Annotated in this window: 20 protein-coding genes; 12 read left to right on the top strand and 8 right to left on the bottom strand. The window is 76.5% G+C overall.

The genetic code is table 11. The features are described 5' to 3' along the window. The 3 genes from ACFY00_RS36975 to ACFY00_RS36965 form a co-directional block, all read right to left on the bottom strand. On the bottom strand, nt 1-745 hold a 745-nt coding region (locus ACFY00_RS36975; protein ID WP_388038346.1), incomplete at its 3' end, for a phosphatase PAP2 family protein. Next, nucleotides 742-1,389, bottom strand: a complete 648-nt coding sequence (locus ACFY00_RS36970) for a DedA family protein (protein ID WP_388038343.1) — start codon at nt 1,387-1,389, stop codon at nt 742-744. The genes ACFY00_RS36970 and ACFY00_RS36975, both read right to left, overlap by 4 nt. A gap of 135 nt (nt 1,390-1,524) precedes the next feature. Further along, entirely contained in the window at nt 1,525-2,076 is a 552-nt protein-coding gene (locus ACFY00_RS36965) for a hypothetical protein (RefSeq protein WP_388038341.1), read from the bottom strand. 140 nt (nt 2,077-2,216) lie between these two features. On the opposite strand from ACFY00_RS36965, the gene ACFY00_RS36960 reads away from it, so the two are divergent. Then, nucleotides 2,217-2,894 (top strand): response regulator transcription factor, encoded by a 678-nt coding sequence (locus ACFY00_RS36960; RefSeq protein ID WP_388038339.1) that lies wholly within the window; start codon nt 2,217-2,219, stop codon nt 2,892-2,894. Further along, nucleotides 2,887-4,284, top strand: a complete 1,398-nt coding sequence (locus ACFY00_RS36955) for an ATP-binding protein (RefSeq protein WP_388038337.1) — start codon at nt 2,887-2,889, stop codon at nt 4,282-4,284. The genes ACFY00_RS36960 and ACFY00_RS36955 overlap by 8 nt, the downstream gene beginning before the upstream one ends. A gap of 83 nt (nt 4,285-4,367) precedes the next feature. Here ACFY00_RS36955 and ACFY00_RS36950 read toward each other — a convergent pair whose 3' ends face one another. The 5 genes from ACFY00_RS36950 to ACFY00_RS36930 all read right to left on the bottom strand — a co-directional run bounded on the left by ACFY00_RS36950 (nt 4,368) and on the right by ACFY00_RS36930 (nt 8,793). Continuing rightward, a complete protein-coding gene (locus ACFY00_RS36950; RefSeq protein WP_388038334.1) occupies nt 4,368-5,054 on the bottom strand; it encodes a response regulator in 687 nt (228 codons plus the stop codon). Beyond that, nucleotides 5,051-6,445 (bottom strand): sensor histidine kinase, encoded by a 1,395-nt coding sequence (locus ACFY00_RS36945; protein WP_388038331.1) that lies wholly within the window; start codon nt 6,443-6,445, stop codon nt 5,051-5,053. The genes ACFY00_RS36950 and ACFY00_RS36945 overlap by 4 nt, the downstream gene beginning before the upstream one ends. Nucleotides 6,446-6,651: 206 nt before the next feature. Then, nucleotides 6,652-7,500, bottom strand: a complete 849-nt coding sequence (locus tag ACFY00_RS36940) for an ABC transporter permease subunit (RefSeq protein WP_388038328.1) — start codon at nt 7,498-7,500, stop codon at nt 6,652-6,654. Then, on the bottom strand, nt 7,497-8,450 hold the full coding sequence (locus ACFY00_RS36935; RefSeq protein ID WP_388038326.1) for an ABC transporter ATP-binding protein: 954 nt from the start codon (nt 8,448-8,450) through the stop codon (nt 7,497-7,499). The genes ACFY00_RS36940 and ACFY00_RS36935 overlap by 4 nt, the downstream gene beginning before the upstream one ends. A 124-nt stretch (nt 8,451-8,574) precedes the next feature. Then, nucleotides 8,575-8,793 (bottom strand): hypothetical protein, encoded by a 219-nt coding sequence (locus ACFY00_RS36930; protein WP_388038324.1) that lies wholly within the window; start codon nt 8,791-8,793, stop codon nt 8,575-8,577. A 236-nt stretch (nt 8,794-9,029) separates the two neighbouring features. On the opposite strand from ACFY00_RS36930, the gene ACFY00_RS36925 reads away from it, so the two are divergent. The 10 genes from ACFY00_RS36925 to ACFY00_RS36880 all read left to right on the top strand — a co-directional run bounded on the left by ACFY00_RS36925 (nt 9,030) and on the right by ACFY00_RS36880 (nt 19,542). Beyond that, nucleotides 9,030-10,496 (top strand): aminotransferase class I/II-fold pyridoxal phosphate-dependent enzyme, encoded by a 1,467-nt coding sequence (locus ACFY00_RS36925; RefSeq protein ID WP_388038321.1) that lies wholly within the window; start codon nt 9,030-9,032, stop codon nt 10,494-10,496. After that, on the top strand, nt 10,493-11,008 hold the full coding sequence (locus ACFY00_RS36920; RefSeq protein ID WP_388038318.1) for a CinA family protein: 516 nt from the start codon (nt 10,493-10,495) through the stop codon (nt 11,006-11,008). Before ACFY00_RS36925 ends, ACFY00_RS36920 begins: the two co-directional genes overlap by 4 nt. Before the next feature lie 79 nt (nt 11,009-11,087). After that, nucleotides 11,088-12,110 carry a DNA topoisomerase IB gene (locus ACFY00_RS36915; RefSeq protein ID WP_388038315.1) on the top strand — a complete coding sequence of 341 codons (1,023 nt, stop codon included), beginning with the start codon at nt 11,088-11,090 and terminating at the stop codon, nt 12,108-12,110. Nucleotides 12,111-12,177: 67 nt separating this feature from the next. After that, nucleotides 12,178-14,646, top strand: a complete 2,469-nt coding sequence (locus tag ACFY00_RS36910; protein WP_388038313.1) for a molybdopterin oxidoreductase family protein — start codon at nt 12,178-12,180, stop codon at nt 14,644-14,646. Next, nucleotides 14,643-15,131: a hypothetical protein gene (locus ACFY00_RS36905; protein WP_388038310.1), complete on the top strand. Its 489-nt coding sequence runs from the start codon at nt 14,643-14,645 to the stop codon at nt 15,129-15,131. The genes ACFY00_RS36910 and ACFY00_RS36905 overlap by 4 nt, the downstream gene beginning before the upstream one ends. A gap of 27 nt (nt 15,132-15,158) precedes the next feature. Beyond that, entirely contained in the window at nt 15,159-16,151 is a 993-nt protein-coding gene (locus ACFY00_RS36900; protein ID WP_388038308.1) for an LLM class F420-dependent oxidoreductase, read from the top strand. Between the two features lie 318 nt (nt 16,152-16,469). Further along, a complete protein-coding gene (gene lanKC, locus ACFY00_RS36895; RefSeq protein ID WP_388038306.1) occupies nt 16,470-19,061 on the top strand; it encodes a class III lanthionine synthetase LanKC in 2,592 nt (863 codons plus the stop codon). Between the two features lie 12 nt (nt 19,062-19,073). After that, nucleotides 19,074-19,190 (top strand): class III lanthipeptide, encoded by a 117-nt coding sequence (locus ACFY00_RS36890; protein ID WP_209439450.1) that lies wholly within the window; start codon nt 19,074-19,076, stop codon nt 19,188-19,190. 70 nt (nt 19,191-19,260) lie between these two features. Further along, entirely contained in the window at nt 19,261-19,380 is a 120-nt protein-coding gene (locus tag ACFY00_RS36885; RefSeq protein ID WP_388038303.1) for a class III lanthipeptide, read from the top strand. Nucleotides 19,381-19,431: 51 nt separating this feature from the next. Beyond that, nucleotides 19,432-19,542 (top strand): class III lanthipeptide, encoded by a 111-nt coding sequence (locus ACFY00_RS36880; protein ID WP_388038300.1) that lies wholly within the window; start codon nt 19,432-19,434, stop codon nt 19,540-19,542. The last annotated feature ends 111 nt before the right edge of the window (nt 19,543-19,653 follow it).

Here is a 19,653-nt window from a genome sequence, read left to right as displayed (position 1 = left end):
GGGGGGGGGGGGGGGGGGGGGGGGGGGGGGGGGGGGGGGGGGCGGGGGGGGGGGGCGGGGGGGGGGGGGGGGGGGGGGGGGGGGGGGGGGGGGCGCGGGGGGGGGGGCGGCGGCCCCCCCCCCCCCCGGCCAGCGCCAGCCAGCAGCCCGCGAGCAGCCAGCCGCCCAGCACGTCCAGCGGCCAGTGCACGCCCAGGAAGACCCGGGTGAAGCCGATCACCCCCGCGAACAGCACCGCCCCCGCCACCGCACCCCGCGCCGCCCGCGGCCGGGCCCGCGCCACCGCCCAGGCCAGCAGCCCCGCCGACAGCGCCGAGGTGAAGGCGTGCCCCGACGGGAACGCGAACCCCGAGGCGTCGAACGCCCACCCGGCGGCGGGCGGCCGCGGCCGGGCGAAGCCCCGCATCAGCCCCTGCCGCAGCAACTGCCCCGCCACCAGCCACACCACCGGCGCCAGCAGCACCGCCGCCGTCCGCCGCTCCGCGGACCGCCCGCCCGACCGGACGCACACCGCACCCGCCGCCAGCGCCAGCACGTACGGGAAGACGTCGGTGCCCAGCGCCGTCACCGCCACCGCCGCCTCCCGCGCCCCCTCCGGCCGGTGCGCCACGCCCCAGCGCACCGCCGCCGCCTCGAAGGCGAACGGCCGCCACCCGTGCACCGCCAGCACCACCGCCAGCAGCGCGAACGCCCCGCCGCAGGCGGCGGCCCACCGGGCGGGCCGCCGCGGCTCCGCGCCGCTCACCGGGCCCCGGCCCGGCGGCGGGAACGGAGGAGCTCCAGGGCCAGCGGCAGCAGCGACACCGCCACCACCAGGGCCACGATCGGCAGCAGGTAGTGGTCCACGTTCGGGACGGACGAGCCGAGGGCGTACCCCGCCAGCACCAGCCCCGCCGTCCAGAGCAGACCGCCGACCACCTGCCAGAGCGTGAAGGTCCGCGCGTCCACCCCCAGCGCGCCCGCCAGCGGGTTCAGCACGGTGCGCACCACCGGGACGAAGCGCGCCAGCACCACCGCCTTCGCGTGCCCGTACCGGGTCAGGATCTCCTCGGCCCGCTCCGCCCCCCGGAGCAGGTGCTCGTTGCGCGAACGGGCCAGCAGCGTCCGGCCGCCCCGCTTCCCGATCAGGTACCCGGTCTGCGCCCCCGCCAGCGCGCCCACCACGGCGGCCGCCAGCACCTGGCCCAGGTTCAGGTGCGGCCCGCCGTGCCCGCCGGTGGTGCACAACAGCCCCGCGGTGAACAGCAGCGAATCGCCCGGCAGGAAGAACCCCACCAGCAGGCCGGTCTCCGCGAACATCACCACCGCGACGCCCAGCGCACCGAACGAGGCCAGCAACGACCCGGCGTCCAAGGGGTTGACGGCCAGCAGGGCCGAGGAGGGGAGCATCGTCGAAGCGCCTTTCCGCGAAGCGCCGGAGCCGGACGGCCCCGTCGGCACCAGCATGGTCCAACCGCGCTGAACGGCTCCTGAAGACCTGAAGACGCCTTCAGGAAACCGCCCGTCCGCCGCGGGCGGCGGGCGTCAGCCGCCGAGGGCGGTGTTGCCGGTCGGCTCGCCGGTGGCGCCGTCCACCGTCACCAGGTGCCGGACGCCGTCCGGCCCCAGCACCACGGCTTCCCAGGCCCGGCCGCCGTCGATCGCGGCGACCGCGCGCAGCGACTCCATCCGGCCGCCCGGCACCGCGGCGGACGCCTTCGCCACCGCGTCGGCGGCGGTCAGCGAGGGCAGCGGCGCCGGCGCCGGACGGTCCGACCGCCGATCGCGGTCCTGCGGCCGCTGCTCGCGCCCGCCCTCGCGCCCGCCCCGGTCGTGCCGCCCCCCGCGCGGCCCGTCGCCGGGCCGCCGCCCGTCGTGCCCCCCGTCGCGGGCCGCGGCCTTCCCACCGTGATGCCCGTGCGGCCCGTGGTGCCCGGCGGCGACGGCCGCCGCCCCGCCGCCGACCAGCAGCGCCGCGACCGCGACCCCGCCGCCCCAGCGCGCCGCCCGCCCGTGCAGCCACCCCGGCAGCGCCCGTCCGGCCGCCGCCGACCGCCCCGCCGTCACCGGCTGCCCCGGCTGATCCTGCTCGTCCACGTCCCCGACTCCCGTCCCCCCTGCGCGTCCGGGCACCGCGCCCGGGCGGGCCCCGTGACACCGGGGCGCGCTGAAGGGTAGCCGAGCCGACCTGAAGACACCTTCAGCCCCCCACCCCGCGGGCCTGCCACCCTGGAGGCATGCGCGTACTGGTGGTGGAGGACGAACGGCGGCTCGCTCTGGCGATCAAGCACGGCCTGGAGGCGGAGGGCTTCCACGTCGACACCGTCCACGACGGGCTGTCCGGCCTGGCCCGGGCCACCGACCACTCCTACGACGTGATCATCCTGGACATCATGCTGCCCGGCCTCAACGGCTACCGGGTCTGCGCCCGGCTGCGGGCGGCGGGCAGCGACGCGGGCATCCTGATGCTCACCGCCAAGGACGGCGAGTGGGACGAGGCCGAGGCGCTCGACACCGGCGCCGACGACTACCTCTCCAAGCCGTTCTCCTTCGTCGTCCTGGTCGCCCGGCTCAAGGCCCTCGCCCGCCGGATCGGCTCCCGCGCCCCGCGCCGCGCCGTCCTCGGCGACTTGGTCGTCGACTCCGCCGCCCGCACCTGCACCCGCGGCGGCACCCCGATCGCGCTGACGCCCCGCGAGTTCGCCCTCCTCGACCACCTGGCCCGGCGGGCCGGGGAGGCCGTCTCCAAGCGCGAGATCCTCGAGCAGGTCTGGGACGCCGCCGCCGACAGCGACCCCAACACCGTCGAGGTGCACATCAGCGCGCTGCGCCGAAAGATCGACGCCCCGTTCGGTCGCACCGCCCTGCAGACCGTGCGCGGCGCGGGCTACCGGCTGGAGCCCGACGGTGGCTGAACGGTCCGCCGCGCTCCGGGGCCGCCTCGCCCGCTCCGCCCTCCGCTCCGTACGGGCCCGCACCACCATCGCGGCCTGCGCCGCCGTCGCCGTCGTCCTGCTGGTCGCCTCCGCCGCCGTCCTGCTGCTGATGCGGGCCGACCTGCAGCGCAGCGTCGAGGCCGGGGCCCGCGAACAGGCCCTCGCCGTCGCCGCCCTCGCCACCGACGGACACCTGCCCGGCGAGCTGCCGCTCGACCACGGCACCGACTTCATCCAGGTCACCGGCCCGGACGGGAAGGTCGTCGCCGCCAGCCAGAACCTGGCCGGCCGCCCCGCCCTCGCCCCCACCGGCATCCGCGACGGCCACTCCACCTTCGACCTGGGTGCCCTCGGCGACGAGCACCACCAGCGCGTCACCACCGTCACCGCCGACACCCCGAACGGTCCGCTCACCATCCGGGTCGGCGCCTCCCTGCACACCGCCGACACCGCGGAGGACCTCACCACCGTCGGGCTCGCCGCGCTCAGCGCCGTCCTGGTCGCCACCGTCGGCGTCGTCACCTGGCACACCACCGGACGCGCGCTGCGACCCGTCGAGGCGATCCGCTCCGAGGTGGCCGGGATCGGCGACCGCGACCTCGACCGGCGGGTCCCCGAACCCGGCAGCGACGACGAGATCGCCCGGCTCGCCCACACCATGAACGCCATGCTCGATCGCCTGGAGTCGGCCGGCGTCCGGCAGCGCCGCTTCATCGCCGACGCCTCCCACGAACTGCGCAGCCCGCTCGCCGTGCTCCGCACCCAGCTGGAGGTCGCCCACACCCACCCCGACCCGGGCGTCCGCGCCGAGATGGTCGCCGGGGCGCTCCAGGACACCGACCGGCTGCAGTCCCTCGCCGCCGACCTCCTGCTGCTCGCCCGCCTCGACGCCACCAGCCACGGCGCTCCCCGCGAGACGCTCGACCTCGCCGAACTCGCCCGCACCACCGTCGCCGCCCGCACCACCGTCGCCGCCCGCCCCCGGGTCGAACTGCACGCCCGGGACGGCGTCCTGGTCCTCGGCAACCGCCTCTGGCTCGGCCGCCTGCTCACCAACCTCCTCGACAACGCCCAGCGCCACGCCCGCACCCGGGTCACCGTCCGGGTCGGCACCGACCCCGCCGACGGCACCGTCCTGCTGGACGTCACCGACGACGGTCCCGGCATCGACCCCGCCGACCGCGAGAAGGTCTTCGAACGCTTCACCCGCCTCGACGACGCCCGCAGCCGCGACGACGGCGGCACCGGCCTGGGCCTGTCCGTCGCCCGCGACATCGCCACCCTCCACGGCGGCACCCTGACGATCCTCGACGGCCCGGCCACCACCTTCCGCACCGCCCTGCCGGGGGCGGGGCAGCGGGCGGACTGAGACCCGCTGCGCGGAGGGAGGCCCGGAGGGCGCGGTTCGGCGGGCCGGGTGCCGTCAGGTCGTGCCGTGAGGAGCGGGGTGGGTCAAGTGCGCTGCGGGGCGGGCGGGTTGGGGCGGGTCAGGCCCAGGTCGTAGGCGAGGATGACGGCCTGGACGCGGTCGCGGGCGCCGATCTTGGCCAGGACGCGGCCGACGTGGGTCTTGACGGTGGACTCGGAGAGGACCAGGCGCTCGGCGATCTCGCCGTTGGTCCAGCCCTGGCCGACGGCGAGCAGGATCTCGCGCTCGCGGCCGGTGAGGGCGGCGAGCCGGGGGTCGTCGGTGGCGGGGCCGGGCGGGCGGACGGGGAGGTGGTGGGCGTACGCGTCGAGCAGGCGGCGGGTGACGGCGGGGGCGACCACGGCGTCGCCGCAGGCTACGGCGCGGATGCCCGCGAGGAGTTCCTCCGGGCGGGCGTCCTTGAGGAGGAAGCCGCTGGCTCCGGCGCGCAGGGCGGCGTGGGCGTACTCGTCGAGGTCGAAGGTGGTGAGGACCAGGACCCGGGAGCGGCCGCCCGAGGTGACGATCAGCCGGGTGGCCTCGATGCCGTCCATGCCGGGCATCCGGATGTCCATCAGCACCACGTCGGGCCGTAGTTCGGCGGCCAGCCGGACCGCCTCCGCGCCGTGCCCGGCCTCCCCGGCGACCGAGGTGTCGGGCTGGCTCTCCAGCAGCATCCGGAAGCCGAAGCGCTGCAGCGGCTGGTCGTCGACGATCAGGACGGTGGTCACACCGGGCCTCCGGCCGGGTCGAGGGCGGACGGGTCGAGGACGGACGGGGAGGGAAGGACGGGCAGGGCGGGGAGGGCGCTCTCCGGGTCGGCGGCGGGCGTGACGTCCAGGTCGGCGACCACCGACCAGCCCCCGCCGGGGGCCGGGCCCGCCGTGACGGTGCCACCGTACAGCGCGGCCCGTTCCCGCATGCCGGTGACGCCCTGCCCCTCGCCGTACGGTGCGCCGGTCGTCGCGCCGGGCGCGGTCGCGGGGGCGGGGACGCCGCGGGGCGGGCCGCCGTCGTCGACGCGGACCCGCAGCCGGGTGCCGGAGAGCGCGACGGAGACCCGGGCGCGGGTCGACGGCCCGGCGTGCTTGAGGGTGTTGGTCAGGGCCTCCTGGACGATCCGGTAGACCGTCAGTTGCACGCCGCGGTCCAGCGTCTCCAGGGCGCCCTCGGTGCGGTGCACCACCTCGGGCCCGGCGGCCCGGATCCGACCGCACAGGTCGGCCAGGTCGGCGATGCCGGGCTGCGGGGCGAGCGCGGGGCCGTCGCCGTGCTCGCGCAGCACGCCCAGCATCCGGCGCAGTTCGCCCAGGGCCTGCCGTCCCGCGTCGCCGATCAGGGTCAGGGCCTCCCGGCCGCGTTCGGGGGAGGAGCGGGCCGCGTACGCGCCGCCGTCCGCGAGGGTGATGATCACGGACAGGTTGTGGCCGATGATGTCGTGCATCTCGCGGGCGACCCGGGCGCGTTCGGTGGCGGCGGCCAGGCGGCTGCGCTGGTCGCGCTCCAGCTCCAGCCGGGCGGCCCGTTCGCGCAGGCCCGCGAGCTGGGCGCGGCGCACCCGCACCGCGATGCCGAGGGCGACGGCGGCGGTGACCGCGGCGGTGAGGAAGAACAGCACGTCCCACACCGGGGCGGCGGAGGACAGCCGGGCCGCGACCAGGCCGATGCCCAGGGCGGTGACGCCGAGCGCCCGGGCGAGGTCGCGCAGCCGCCCGTGCAGGGCCAGCGCGTACAGCGCCAGCAGCAGGGCCGCGTCCGCCCGCAGGGCCGCGCCGAGCGACCACTGCAGCAGGAACACCGCCGTCACCGCGGCGAACGCGGTGCCCGGTCGGCGGCGGCGCCACAGCAGCGGCAGCAGCAGCGCGGCCTGGAAGGCCAGGACGGCGGGCAGCGGCAGGTGGGCGAAGGCCGGGCGGTGCCCGCGCGGGCCCTCGCCGTCGCCGTCGTGCACCAGATCGGGCACGCAGAACGCCAGGAAGGAGAGGGCCACCACGGCGGCGTCCAGCAGCCACGGGTGCCGGTCGGCGGGCCCGCGCAGGCGCTGCCCGGCCCGGGCGAGGAGGTCGAGCAGCGGCGCGCCCTCGGGGCCCTTCGGGCGGTGGGGGAGGAGCGGATCGTGCACAGGAGCCCCAGGGGTGGTCGGACGGGGTGCGCCGCGGGGGGGGGGGGGGGGGCCGGCGGGGCGGGGGGGGCCCCCCCCCCGCGGGGGGGGGCGCCCGCCCCCGGGGGGGGGGGGGGCGGGGGGGGGGGGGCGGCGCCCGCCCCCCCCCCCCCCCGCGACAGGTCAGTGTGCCAGGCGCCGCGCCGGTGTCGGGCGCGGCAGCGGCGTCAGGCGTCGCGCCGGACCAGTCGCACCGCGCCGCCCGCGAGCGCCGCCGCCGTCCAGAGCGCGAACACGGCGAGCCCGGCGCCCGGCGACAGGGTGGTGCCGTCGTGGTGCAGGGCGAACAGCGCCTGGCCCGCGTTGCTGGGCAGGTAGGGGCTGATGTGGCTGTGCCAGGAGGTGGGCAGCAGGGAGACCAGGCCGGGCACCAGCATCAGCGAGGCGACCAGCACCGAGATGCCGCCCGCGACCGAGCGCAGCAGCATGCCCAGCGCGACGCCGATCACGCCGACCAGGCCCAGGTACAGGCCCGCGCCGAACAGGCCGCGCACCACGCCCGGGTCCGCGAAGGTGAGGGCGGCCCGGGTGCCGGAGAGCACGTCGCCGCCGATCAGGAAGGCCACGAACACGCCGACGGTGGCCGGTACCAGCGCGACCACCCCGTACACCAGGGCCTTCGCCCACAGCACCGGCAGGCGGCGCGGCACCGCGGCCAGGGTGGAGCGGATCGTGCCGGTCGAGTACTCGCCCGCCGCGATCAGCACGCCCAGCACGCCGAGCGCGAGCTGCGCGAAGTTGGTGCCGAACAGCGACAGGGTGAGCGCGTTCGCCTCGGCGAAGTCCCGCTCCATCGGACGGCCGGAGTCCAGCCGGGACTTGAACTGGAAGGCCGCGATCAGGCCGAACGCGACCAGGAAGAACAGCCCGAGGCCGAGGGTGATCCAGGTCGAGCGCAGCGACCACATCTTGGCCCACTCCGAGCGCACCACCCGGACGGCGGTGACCCGGTACGGGGGACGGGCGGGGCGCTCGGCGGCGGACGGCGCGGCGGGGGTCGGGGCGATGGTGCTCACGCGGCGCTCCTCGAAGGGCTCGAAGTGGTGGAGGTGTCGGTGGTGGCGGAGCCGTGGTACTCCACGGCGTCCCGGGTGAGGTCCATGAAGGCCTGTTCCAGGGAGACCGTCCGGGTGGCCAACTCGTAGAGGGCGATGCCGTGTTCGGCGGCGACGGTGCCGATCCGGCGGGCCGTCAGGCCGGTCACCTCCAGCTCCTCCGCGCCGCTGCGGCCGGTGATCTCCACGCCCGGCCCGGTGAGCAGTCCGCGCAGCTTCGCCGGGTCGGCGCAGGCGACCGTGACCCGGTCGCCGCCGGCCTGCCGGACGAGTTCCCGCACGGTGGTGTCGGCCAGCAGCCGGCCCCGGCCGACCACGATCAGGTGGTCGGCGACCAGCGCGACCTCGCTCATCAGGTGCGAGGAGACGAACACCGTCCGCCCCTCGGCTGCCAGGCCGGTGAGCAGGTTGCGGATCCACAGCACGCCCTCCGGGTCGAGCCCGTTGACCGGCTCGTCCAGCATGACGGTCGCCGGGTCGCCCAGCAGCGCCGCCGCGATGCCCAGCCGCTGCCCCATGCCCAGCGAGAACGCCCCGGCCCGCTTCCGCGCGACCGACTCCAGGCCGGTCAGGCCGATCACCTCCTCGACCCGGGAGCGCGGGATGCCGTGGGTGTGCGCCAGCGCCGTCAGGTGGTGGAGGGCCGAGCGCCCCGGGTGGATCGACTTCGCCTCCAGCAGCGCGCCCACCTCCTGCAGCGGCGCGGCGTGCTCGGCGTAGCGGCGGCCGTTGACCCGAACCGACCCGGCGGTGGGCGCGTCCAGGCCGACGATCATCCGCATGGTGGTCGACTTTCCCGCGCCGTTCGGGCCGAGGAAGCCGGTCACGCTGCCCGGCCTGACGGTGAAGTCCAGCCCGTCGACGGCGGTCTTCTCGCCGTAACGCTTCGTCAACTGCTGCGCCTCGATCATCGGCCCGCTCCCTGCCGCCACCCGGCCGGGACCGTCCCGACCGCCTCGTACGGCCGCGCCGGGCGCGGCCTCGTACGGCCACGCTAGGCGCGGAGCGGGCCGGGACGGCGGCACCCGGGGACGATCATTCGCCGCTCGGTGGTACCGCGGTACTACCCCCTTCGGGTGCCGGTACCAGCGCGGCGACCAGACGGCGGATCAGCTCCGCGGGCACGTCCGTCCCGGCGTGACCGTGCCTCAGCAGGTGGTGGACGGTGCCCACCAGGGCGAGCGCGAGCATCGGGCCGTCGGCGGCGGGGGAGAGGCGGCCCGGCCGCTGCCCGCCCACCAGGTAGGCGGCCACCGCGGCCTCCACCGTGCCCGGCCCCGGCGCGCCCTCCCGCCAGGCCCGCTCCACCCGCCGGGCGACGCCGCCTCCACCGCCGCCCTCGCCCCCACCAGGGTCCCGACGGCATCCGGCTGCGCACCGCCGCCCACCTGGTCACGGCCGTCCGCCGCTGAGCCGCCGTCCGCCGCCGACCGCCCGCCGCACCCGTCCGGCCCCGTTTCGTCGCCCGGAGCGGGGGCACACGCGCCCGCATGGACCAGTCGCAAGCGCCGGTGTTGGAAGCCCTCGCAGCCTTCCACGCCAACCCGTTGACCGTCTTCACCCCGCCCGGCCACAAGCAGGGACGGGGCGCCGATCCGCGCGTCCTGCGCGCCCTCGGGCCGGACGTGTTCCGCTCCGACGTGCTGGCCAGCGGCGGCCTCGACGACCGCACCGACTCGCGCGGCATCCTGCCGCACGCCCAGGCGCTGATGGCCGAGGCGGTGGGCGCCGAGCACACCTTCTTCTCCACCTGCGGCAGCTCCCTGTCGGTCAAGGCCGCGATGCTCTCCGTCGCCGGGCCGCACGAGGAACTGCTGGTGAGCCGGGACGCCCACAAGTCCGTGGTGGCCGGGCTGATCCTGGCCGGCATCCGCCCGGTCTGGGTCGACCCGTCCTGGGACCCGAAGCTGCACCTGGCCCACCCGCCGCGCGCCGAGGCGTTCCGCGCCGCCCTGGAGCGGCACCCCGACGTCAAGGGCGCGCTGGTCACCTCGCCCACCCCGTACGGCACCTGCGCCGACCTGGCGGGCATCGCCGAGGTCTGCCACGCCGCCGGGAAACCGCTGATCGTGGACGAGGCCTGGGGCGCGCACCTCCCCTTCCACCCCGACCTGCCGCAGTGGGCGATGGACGCCGGGGCCGACGTCTGCGTCACCTCCGTCCACAAGATGGGCTCGGCCCTCGAACAGAGTTCGGTCTTCCACCTCCAGGGCGACCTGGTCGCCCCCGACGTCCTCAAGCAGCGCGAGGACCTGCTCGGCACCACCAGCCCCTCCACCCTGATCTACGCCGCGCTCGACGGCTGGCGCCGCCAGATGGTCCAGCACGGTCACGAGCTGTACGGGGCCGCGCTGGCGCTCGCCGCCGACGTCCGCGAGCGGATCGAGGCCATCGACGGGCTGCACGTCCACGGCCGCGAGGACTTCTGCGGCCCCGACCTGGCCGCCGACCTCGACCCGCTCCAGGTGATCATCGACATCTCCGCGCTCGGCACCACCGGCTACCGGGCCGGCGACTGGCTGCGCTCCCACCACCAGCTCACCCTGCACATCTGCGACCACCGCCGGATCAGCGCCCAGCTCACCCACGCCGACGACAGCACCACCGCCGACGCCCTGCTGCACGGCCTGCGCGAACTCGTCGACGCCGTGCCGACCCTGCGCCCGGCCACCACCGTGGACGTCCCCGACCCGGGCGAGCTGCGGCTGGAGCAGGCGGACCTGCCGCGCGACGCGTTCTTCGGGCCGACCGAACACGTGCCGCTGGCGAAGGCGTCCGGCCGGATCGCCGCCGAGATGCTCACCCCGTACCCGCCCGGCATCCCCGCCGTCGTCCCCGGCGAACGCCTGAACGACGCCGTCCTGGACTACCTGCGCACCGGGCTGGACGCGGGCATGCTCGTCCCCGACAGCGCCGACTCCGAGCTGAAGACCGTCAAGGTCGCCCGCGAGACATGAGCACCGGCGCCCACCACCCCGACCTGCCCGACACCGCCGTCCTGGCCCGGCAGGTCACCGCCGCGCTCGCCGCCGCCGGGCACAGCGTCGCCACCGCCGAGTCCCTCACCGCCGGGCGGCTGGCCGCCGCCCTGGCCGACGCCCCCGGCGCGGGCGGGGTCTTCCTCGGCGGCGTCGTCGCCTACGCGGCCGAGGTCAAGACCGGGCTGCTGCGGGTGGACGGTGCCCTGGTCGCCGAGCAGGGCACCGTCCACCCCGAGGTCGCCGCCCAGATGGCCGAGGGCGCCCGGGCCCTCACCGGCGCCACCTACGGCCTGGCCACCACCGGCGTCGCCGGGCCCGCCCCGCACGACGGCCGCCCCGTCGGCACCGTGCACGTCGCCGTCAGCGGCCCGCGCGGCACCCGCACCGCCCGCCCCGACCCGCCCACCGACCGGCCCGCCGACGTCCGGGCCACCGCCGTCGAGGCCGCCCTGCGCCTGCTGCGCGACGCGCTGCGCCCCCAGGAGTGAAGACCCCAGGAGTGAAGACCCCAGGAGTGAAGACCCCAGGAGTGAGGACCCCAGGAGTGGAAGGAACCGGAGGCACCGGATGGCACGGCTGACCACCAGCGACCCGAACGCCCCCGGCTGGAGCCGACGGCGGCAGGGCCGCGGCTTCTCCTACCGCGACACCGACGGCACCCCGCTGCGCGACCCCGGCGCCCTGGCCCGGATCCGGGCGCTCGCCGTCCCCCCGGCCTGGCGGGACGTGTGGATCTGCCCCAGGCCCACCGGCCACCTCCAGGCCACCGGAACCGACGAGGCCGGGCGCCGCCAGTACCTGTACCACCCCGAGTTCCGGGCCCGGCAGGAGGCGGCCAAGCACGACCACGTGCTGGCCTTCGCCCGCACCCTGCCCGCCCTGCGCGCCCGCGCCGCCGCCGACCTCGACCTGCGCGGCCTGCGGCACGACCGGGTCGCCGCCTGCGCGGTGCGCCTGCTCGACCTCGGCTCCTTCCGGATCGGCTCCCCGTCCTACGCGAAGGAGAACGGCTCGCACGGCCTCACCACCCTGCTGCGCGACCAGGCCGCCGTGCGCGGCGAGCGGCTGCGCTTCTCGTACCCCGCGAAGTCCGGTCGGCACCGCGAGATCGCCTTCGCCGACCCCGCCGCCGCCCGGACCGTCCGCGCCCTGCTGCGCCGCCGCGACGACGACCCGGTGCTGCTGGCGCACTGGGAGCGCCGGCGCTGGCACCGGCTGACCGCCGCCGACCTGAACGGCTACCTGCGCGAGCACACCGGCACCGACGCCACCGCCAAGGACTTCCGCACCTGGCACGCCACCGTGCTGGCCGCCGTCGGACTGGCCGCCGCCCGGCCGCGGGCCGCCCGCTCCGCCGCCGCCCGCCGCCGGGCCGCCGCCCGGGTGGTCCGGGAGGTCGCCGACCACCTGGGCAACACCCCGGCCGTCTGCCGGGCCTCCTACGTCAACCCGCGGCTGCTGGAGCTGTACGACCGGGGCACCACCCTCGCCGACGCCCTGCCCGAGCTCGCCGCCCGCCCCGACGGGCCCGGCCCGCCCGGCGCCGGGCCCGCCGTCGAACGGGCCGTCCTCGACCTGCTCGACCCCTGACAGGCGTGCCGGACGGCCCGCCGGGTACACGCGCCAGCCGTCGGACCGTGACGAGAGAGGTGGAGACGTGCGCGAACGCATCGACCGGATCGCCGAACCCTGGGGCGACCGCACCCCCTACCGGCCCGGGCAGCCCTGGCCGGTGCGCCGGGACGCGTACCTGACCGGGGACGGGGTGGACCGCTGGGTGCCGACCGCCTCGCTGCTGCACTCCAACGGCGACGCGATGGACGTCGCGGTGCGCGACGGCCGGATCGTCGGGGTGCGCGGCCGGGCCGACGACCGGGTCAACCGGGGGCGGCTCGGCCCCAAGGACCTGTTCGGCTGGCAGGCCAACCACGCCGACGACCGGCTCACCGTGCCCCTGGTGCGACGGAACGGCCGCCTGGAGGAGAGCGACTGGGACACCGCCATGGGCCTGGTCGTCGACCGGAGCAGGCACCTGCTGGACGCGCACGGCCCCGGCTCGATCGGCTTCTACACCTCCGGCCAGCTGTTCCTGGAGGAGTACTACACCCTCGCGGTGATCGCCCGCGCGGGCATCGGCACCAACCACCTGGACGGCAACACCCGGCTGTGCACCGCCACCGCCGCCGAGGCGCTCAAGGAGACCTTCGGCTGCGACGGCCAGCCCGCCTCGTACACCGACGTCGACCACTGCGACACCCTCGCGCTGTACGGCCACAACATGGCCGAGACCCAGCCGGTGCTGTGGATGCGGGTGCTGGACCGCCTCGCCGGCTCCGAACCGCCCCGGCTGCTGTGCGTCGACCCGCGCCCCACGCCCGTCGCCGCCCGCGCCGAGGTGCACCTCGCGCCCCGGATCGGCACCAACGTCGCGCTGCTCAACGCGCTGCTGCACGAACTCGTCCGCACCGACCGGATCGACCACGCGTACCTGGACGCGCACACCGTCGGGTACGCCGAGCTCGCCGCGGGCGTCGAGAAGTGCACGCCCGAGTGGGCCGCCCGGATCTGCGACGTGCCCGCCCGGGAGATCCGGCGGGCCGCCGAACTGCTGGGCGAAGCGCGGAAGTTGCTCTCCACCGTGCTGCAGGGCGTCTACCAGTCGCACCAGGCCACCGCCGCCGCCGTCCAGGTCAACAACATCCAGCTGGTGCGCGGCATGCTCGGCCGCCCCGGCTGCGGGGTGCTCCAGATGAACGGCCAGCCCACCGCCGAGAACACCCGCGAGTGCGGCGCCGACGGCGACCTGCCCGGCTTCCGCAACTGGGAGAACGCCGCGCACGTCGCCGAACTCGCCAAGCTGTGGAACGTGGACGTGGACCGCATTCTGCACCACGGCCCGCCCACCCCCGCGATGCAGATCTTCCGGTACGCCGAACAGGGCTCGATCAAACTGCTGTGGATCTCCGGCACCAACCCGGCGGTCTCGCTGCCCGAACTCGCCCGGATCCGCGAACTCCTGCGCTCCGAGGGCCTGTTCACCGTCGTCCAGGACCTCTACCCGACCGAGACCGCGCTGCTCGCCGACGTGGTGCTGCCCGCCGCGACCTGGGGCGAGAAGACCGGCACCTTCACCAACGCCGACCGCACCGTCCACCTCTGCGAACAGGCCGTCCGGCCGCCCGGCCAGGCCCGCCCCGACCTGGACATCCTGCTCGACTACGCCCGCCGGATGGACTTCCGCGACCGCGACGGCGCCCCGCTGATCGGCTGGCACGACGCCCCCGGCGCGTTCGCGGCCTGGCAGCGCTGCTCCGCCGGACGCCCCTGCGACTACACCGGCCTCGGCTACGAACTGCTGCGCGAGCGCGGCGGCGTCCAGTGGCCCTGCAACGCCGAGCACCCCGACGGCACCGAACGCCTCTACACCGACGGCATCTCCTGGGCCGACCCCGACACCTGCGAGAGCTACGGGCGCGACCTGGTCACCGGCGCGTCCGTCTCCGAGGCCGAGTACCGGGCGCTCAACCCCGGCGGCAAGGCCGTGCTCAAGGCCGCCGAGTACCTGCCCCCGCACGAGGACGTCAGCGACGACTACCCGCTGCAGCTCACCACCGGCCGCACCCTCTACCACTTCCACACCCGCACCAAGACCGGCCGCACCCCCCAACTCGACGCCGCCGCACCCGAGATGTGGGTCGAGATCGGCGCCGGGGAGGCCCGCCGGCAGGGCCTCGGCGAGGGCGACCTGGTCGAGGTCGCCACGGCGCGCGGCGCCGTCCGGGCCCGGCTGCGGGTCACCGCGCTGCGCGACGGACTGCTCTTCCTGCCCTTCCACTACGGCTACTGGGACACCCCCGGCCGCACCGGCCCCGGCGCCGACGGCGGGCGCGCCGCCAACGAGACCACCCCCACCGACTGGGACCCGGTCTCCAAGCAACCGCTCTTCAAGACCGCCGCCGCCCGCCTCACCCGGCTCGCCCCCGCCGACGGCACCCCCGCCCCCGCCCCCACCACCGGCGCCGCCGCACCCGCCGACCCCACCGCCGCACCCCCCACCACCGGCGGCCCCGCCGCCCTCGCCGACCAGCGGCCCGCACCCGCACCCGCACCGGAGGCCACCCCGTGAACCCCGTCGAAGCCGTCCTGCGCACCCTGCACGACGGCGAACTCGCCCTCCGCGACGACCTGCTGGCCGCCGCCGAGGAGCACCGCGCCGAGCACGAGTTCCACCACGTCGCCACCGACACCGCCCGCTGGTCCGCGGAACACGCCCGCCTGATCGCCGCCACCGCCGCCGCCCGCGACCTCCACCTGCCCGCCGACCGCGACCCCACCGCCCTCACCCGGCTGCGCCGCAAGGCCGCCGCCGACCTCGCCCCGCGGCCGGACGCGGACGGCCTCCCCGGCCTGCTGGAGGCCCTGACGGCCCTGCACCTCGCCGCCTCCCGCAACTCCCTGCACTGGGAGATGCTCGCCCAGGCCGCGCAGGCCGGCCGGGACGCCGAACTGCTGGAACTGGCGAGCCGCTGCCACCCGCAGACGCTCCGCCAGATGCGCTGGACCAACACCCTGATCAAGACGCTCGCCCCGCAACTGCTGACCGCGAGCTGACCGCAACAACCCCACCAGGAGGCACAGATGCGCATCGGATACACCCTCATGACCGAGCAGCGCGGCCCGCGCGACCTGGTCGCCGACGCGGTGCGCGCCGAACGCGCCGGATTCGACTTCTCGGTGATCTCCGACCACTACTTCCCCTGGCTGGACGAACAGGGCCACGCCCCCTACGCCTGGGCGGTGCTGGGCGCGGTCGCGCAGGCCACCGACACGCTGCCGCTGATGACGTACGTGACCTGCCCGACCGTCCGCTACCACCCGGCGGTGGTGGCGCAGAAGGCCGCCACCGTGCAACTGCTCTCCGAAGGGCGCTTCAGGCTCGGGCTGGGCAGCGGGGAGAACCTCAACGAGCACGTGGTGGGCCGCGGCTGGCCGCCCGTCGCGGTCCGGCAGGAGATGCTGGCCGAGGCCGTGGAGATCATCCGGGCGCTGTTCGACGGCGGGTACGTCACCCACCACGGACGGCACTTCCAGGTCGACGGCGCCAAGCTCTGGGACCTGCCCGACCAGCCCCCGCCGATCGGCGTCGCCGTCTCCGGCCCGGTCTCCTGCGCGACCGCCGGGCGGCTCGCCGACCTGGTGATCGCCGTCCAGCCCGAGCGCGAGCTGCTCACCGCCTTCGCCGAGGCGGGCGGCGCGGGCAAGCCCGCGGTCGGCCAGGTGCCGATCTGCTTCGACCGCGACCGGGACGCCGCCGTCGAACGCGCCCACGCCCAGTTCCGCTGGTTCGGCGGCGGCTGGAAGGTCAACGCCGACCTCCCCGGCACCGCCGGCTTCGCCGCCGCCAGCCAGTACGTCCGCCCCGAGGACGTCGCCGCGTCCATCCCCTGCGGCGACCGGGTCGAGGACTTCCTCGACGCCGTGCGCCCCTACGCCGAAGCCGGGTTCGACGAACTCGCGCTGATCCAGGTCGGCGGCGACAGCCAGCCCGCCTTCCTCGACTGGGCCGAGAAGGAGCTGCTGCCCGCACTGCGCGACCGGGCCACGAACACCACGGACGCGGACAGGTCGTAGGGGGGAGCACGCCGGCGGGGCCGGAGCCCCGTCGGCCACGGGGTGCGGGTGCCGCAGCGCGTCGTCGCCTCGGTGACGGCGTTCGGCGCCGGCTCGAACAACGGGGGTCACGGGCCCCGCGCGTCGGACGAACAGGCGCTCCCATACCGGTAGTTGACCACTGCCGAACCCGTCGCGCCTAGCGTCCTGCGCACGGCCCGAACCGGTACGCCCCGTCCCTCCCCGGCCGGGGGCGTCCCGTCGGCCCGGCCCACCGCGTTCGCAGGAAGGACGGCCCGCCGCGTCCGCCCGCCACCGGACGACCTCGAGGAGGCCCCCTTGTTCGACGCACTGTCCGAAGCCCTCGCCGACGAGCAGTTCTACGCTCCGCTCGGCACGATGGCCGACCCCGGGCGGCGCTTCGCCCCCACCCGGGTGCCGGTCGGCTGGCGCGGCACCGACCGGGACATCTGGACGGCGTGGAGCGCCCCCGGGCTCCGCCGCGCCGAGCAGGGTTGGAAGGTCCACGTGTCGGCCCGGCTGGAGCGGGCGCAGGAGGTGCTCGACACGGTGGCGGACACCTGCTTCGCCGAGGGCGTGCCGTTCAAGCACGTGTCGGCGCGCTTCTTCTTCCTCGCCCTGCACCACAAGCACGCCTCCCGTTCCCAGGCGGGCAAGTTCTGCGCCGCGTACCCGCCCGACACCGAGACCGCCGGACGGCTGCTCGACCTGCTCGCCGACGCCCTGCGCCACGAGGAGGGCGGGTACGTCCTCAGCGACCGCCGCTACCGCGACTCCCGCACCGTCCACTACCGCTACGGCGCGTTCGCCCGCCGCAGCCGGCTGCTGCCCGACGGCACCGCGGAGCCGCTGGTGCTGGACGGCCGGGGACACGAGGTGCCGGACGTCCGACGGCCCTACTTCGTCCTGCCCGACGGCGTCGATGACCCCTTCGTGACCGAGGAGCCCGCTCCGCACCGGGGCGCCGTCCGCCTCCGCGACTACGAGGTCGTCAAGGTGCTGCAGCCGAGCAACGCCGGCGGCGCCTACCAGGCCCGCGACACCCGCACCGGGCGGCTGGTCCTGATCAAGGAGGCGCGCCCGCACAACGGCTACACCTGGGACGGCACGAGCGCCCGGGAACGGCTGCGCCGGGAGTACGACAACCTCACCGCCGTGCACGCGGCCGCCCCGGGCGCCTGTCCCGAACCGCTGGCCCACTTCACCGAGTGGGAGCACGACTTCCTCGTCATGGAGCACGTCGAGGGCCGACCGCTGGTGAAGTGGATCAACCAGAACTCGCCGGTCCTCCAGACCGACCGGCCCGCCGCCGACTTCGACCGGTACCACGCCGACTGCCGCCGCCTGCTCGCCGGGCTGGACGCGGCGCTCGGCCGGCTGCACGCGCTGGGGCTGCGGTTCGGCGACGTCAGTCCCGGCAACGTCATCGTCACCCCCGAGGGGGAGCCCCGGCTGGTCGACTTCGAGTCGGTGACCCCGTTGGCCGAGCGCCCCGCCCGGATGGGCACCCCCGGCTTCGCGCCGCCCCCGGGCCGGGCCGACCCCGCCGACCCGCTCCTCGCCGACCGCTACGGCCTGGCCGCGATCGTGCTCACCCTGCTCGCGCCCTTCCACAACGCGCCCCAGCTGTCCGCCGCCAACCTCGCCCTGCTGCGCCGCGACCTGGCGGCGGCCGGGCCCGTCCCCGCCGACCTGTGGCGGCGTGCCACCGCCTTCCACCGTCCCGGCCCGGGCGCCTCCGCGCCGCTGCCCGACCCGGCGGAGGTCGACGCCGACCCGCTGGGCTGCCTGGCGCGGCTCGCCGAGCGCACCGCGACCGGACTGCTCGACCTGGCCGACCCCGACCGGCCAGGCCCGCTCTTCCCGCCCTCGCCCGCCGCGTTCCACACCAACACGGTGTGCCTGGCGTACGGCACCGCCGGCGTGGTGCACGCCCTCCAGCGGGCGGGCCTGCCCGTCCCGGACGACGTCGTCAAGCGGCTGCGCCGCGACGCGCTGGCCGCGGCGGACGAACTGCCGCCCGGGCTGCTGGCGGGTTCCGCCGGGGTCGCCCGGGTGCTGGCCCGCGGCGGGCACCCGGACGAGGCGGCCGACCTGCTGCGCGGTGCGGACGGCCACCCGCTGACGGCGGCGACCGGCACCCTGGCCGGCGGGCGCGCCGGGATCGGTCTCGCCTGGCTCGCCCTGCACCGGGACACCGGCGACCCCGACCACCTGGAACGGGCCGCCGCCGCCGGCGAGGCGCTGCTGCGCACCGCCGACCCGGTGCCGACGCTCGGCGCGAACGACGCCCGCGGCCTGTTCCACGGCCGCTCCGGGCCGGCCCTCTTCCTGCACCACCTGTCCGCCGCGACCGGGGAGCCGCGCTACCGGGACGCCGGGCGGGCCCTGCTCCACCAGGAACTGGACCGTGCGGTGGAACTGCCCGACGGCTCGCTCTCGTTCGCCGACAACGCGGTGAACCGGCGGGTGATGCCCTACCTCGCCACCGGCTCCGCCGGGATCGGCACCGCCCTGCTCCGCTACGCGGAGGACGAACGCTGCGCCGAGGCCCTGCCCCGGGTGGTCGCCGACGCCCGCAAGGTCTGCGCGGTGCAGTCCGGCCTGCACGACGGCTTCGCCGGACTGGTCCACCTGCTCGCGCAGTACGCCGACTTCACCCGGAACGACGCCGACCGCGGGCACGCGGTGCGGACGGCGACCGGGCTCCTCAAGTACGCCGTCCCGCACGGGGACGGCGTCCGCTGGCTCGGAACGGGTTCGCTCCGGTTCAGCGCCGATGTGGCCAGTGGCAGCGCCGGCGTCCTGCTGGCCCTGCACCGCGTCCTCCACGGCCCGGGTGACGACTGGTTCACCCTGGATCCCGCCCGTCCACGGTCACGTGGACGGGCAAGTGAAACGATCAAGTGAAGGGAGTCGTCCATGACCGAGGTGCTCGCCCTGCAGCAGCTGGAGGTCGAGACCGGCGAGGAGGCGGAGGAGGCGGCCTTCCCCTGCTTCAGCATCCACGCCAGCACGATCACCGAGACCCTGTACTGAGCCCCGCCGTACTGATTTCGCCGTCCGCCCGTCCCGACCCGACCCGTCCCGACCAGGAAGGAACCGTTCCGTGACCGAGATCCTCGCCCTGCAGCAGCTCGACGTCCCGACCGACGAGGAGGCGGAGGCGTCGGCCTTCCCCTGCTTCAGCATCTACGCCAGCTCGTGGGTCGACACCGACCTGTCCTGAGCTCCCGTCCCGAGCGCCGTCCGCCCGCCCCGACCAGGAAGGAACCGTTCCGTGACCGAGATCCTCGCCCTGCAGCAGCTGGAGGTCGAGGCCGAGTCCGCACAGGAAGCGGCCTACCCGTGCCTCAGCATCTTCGCCAGCCACTACTACGAGACGCTGTAGCCCCGGGCCGGTGAGGGGACGCCGCGCCGCCCGCCCCCGGGGGGGGGGGGGGGGGGGGCCGCGGGGGGGGGGGGGGGGGGGGCGCCCGCCCCCGCCGCCGGGGGGGCGCCC

Source organism: Kitasatospora sp. NPDC001540, assembly GCF_042894345.1.
In the GTDB taxonomy this organism is placed as follows: Bacteria; Actinomycetota; Actinomycetes; order Streptomycetales; family Streptomycetaceae; genus Kitasatospora; species Kitasatospora phosalacinea_C.
The sequence above is the reverse complement of the archived record's forward strand: the minus strand, read 5'-3'. Positions and strand labels throughout refer to the sequence as shown.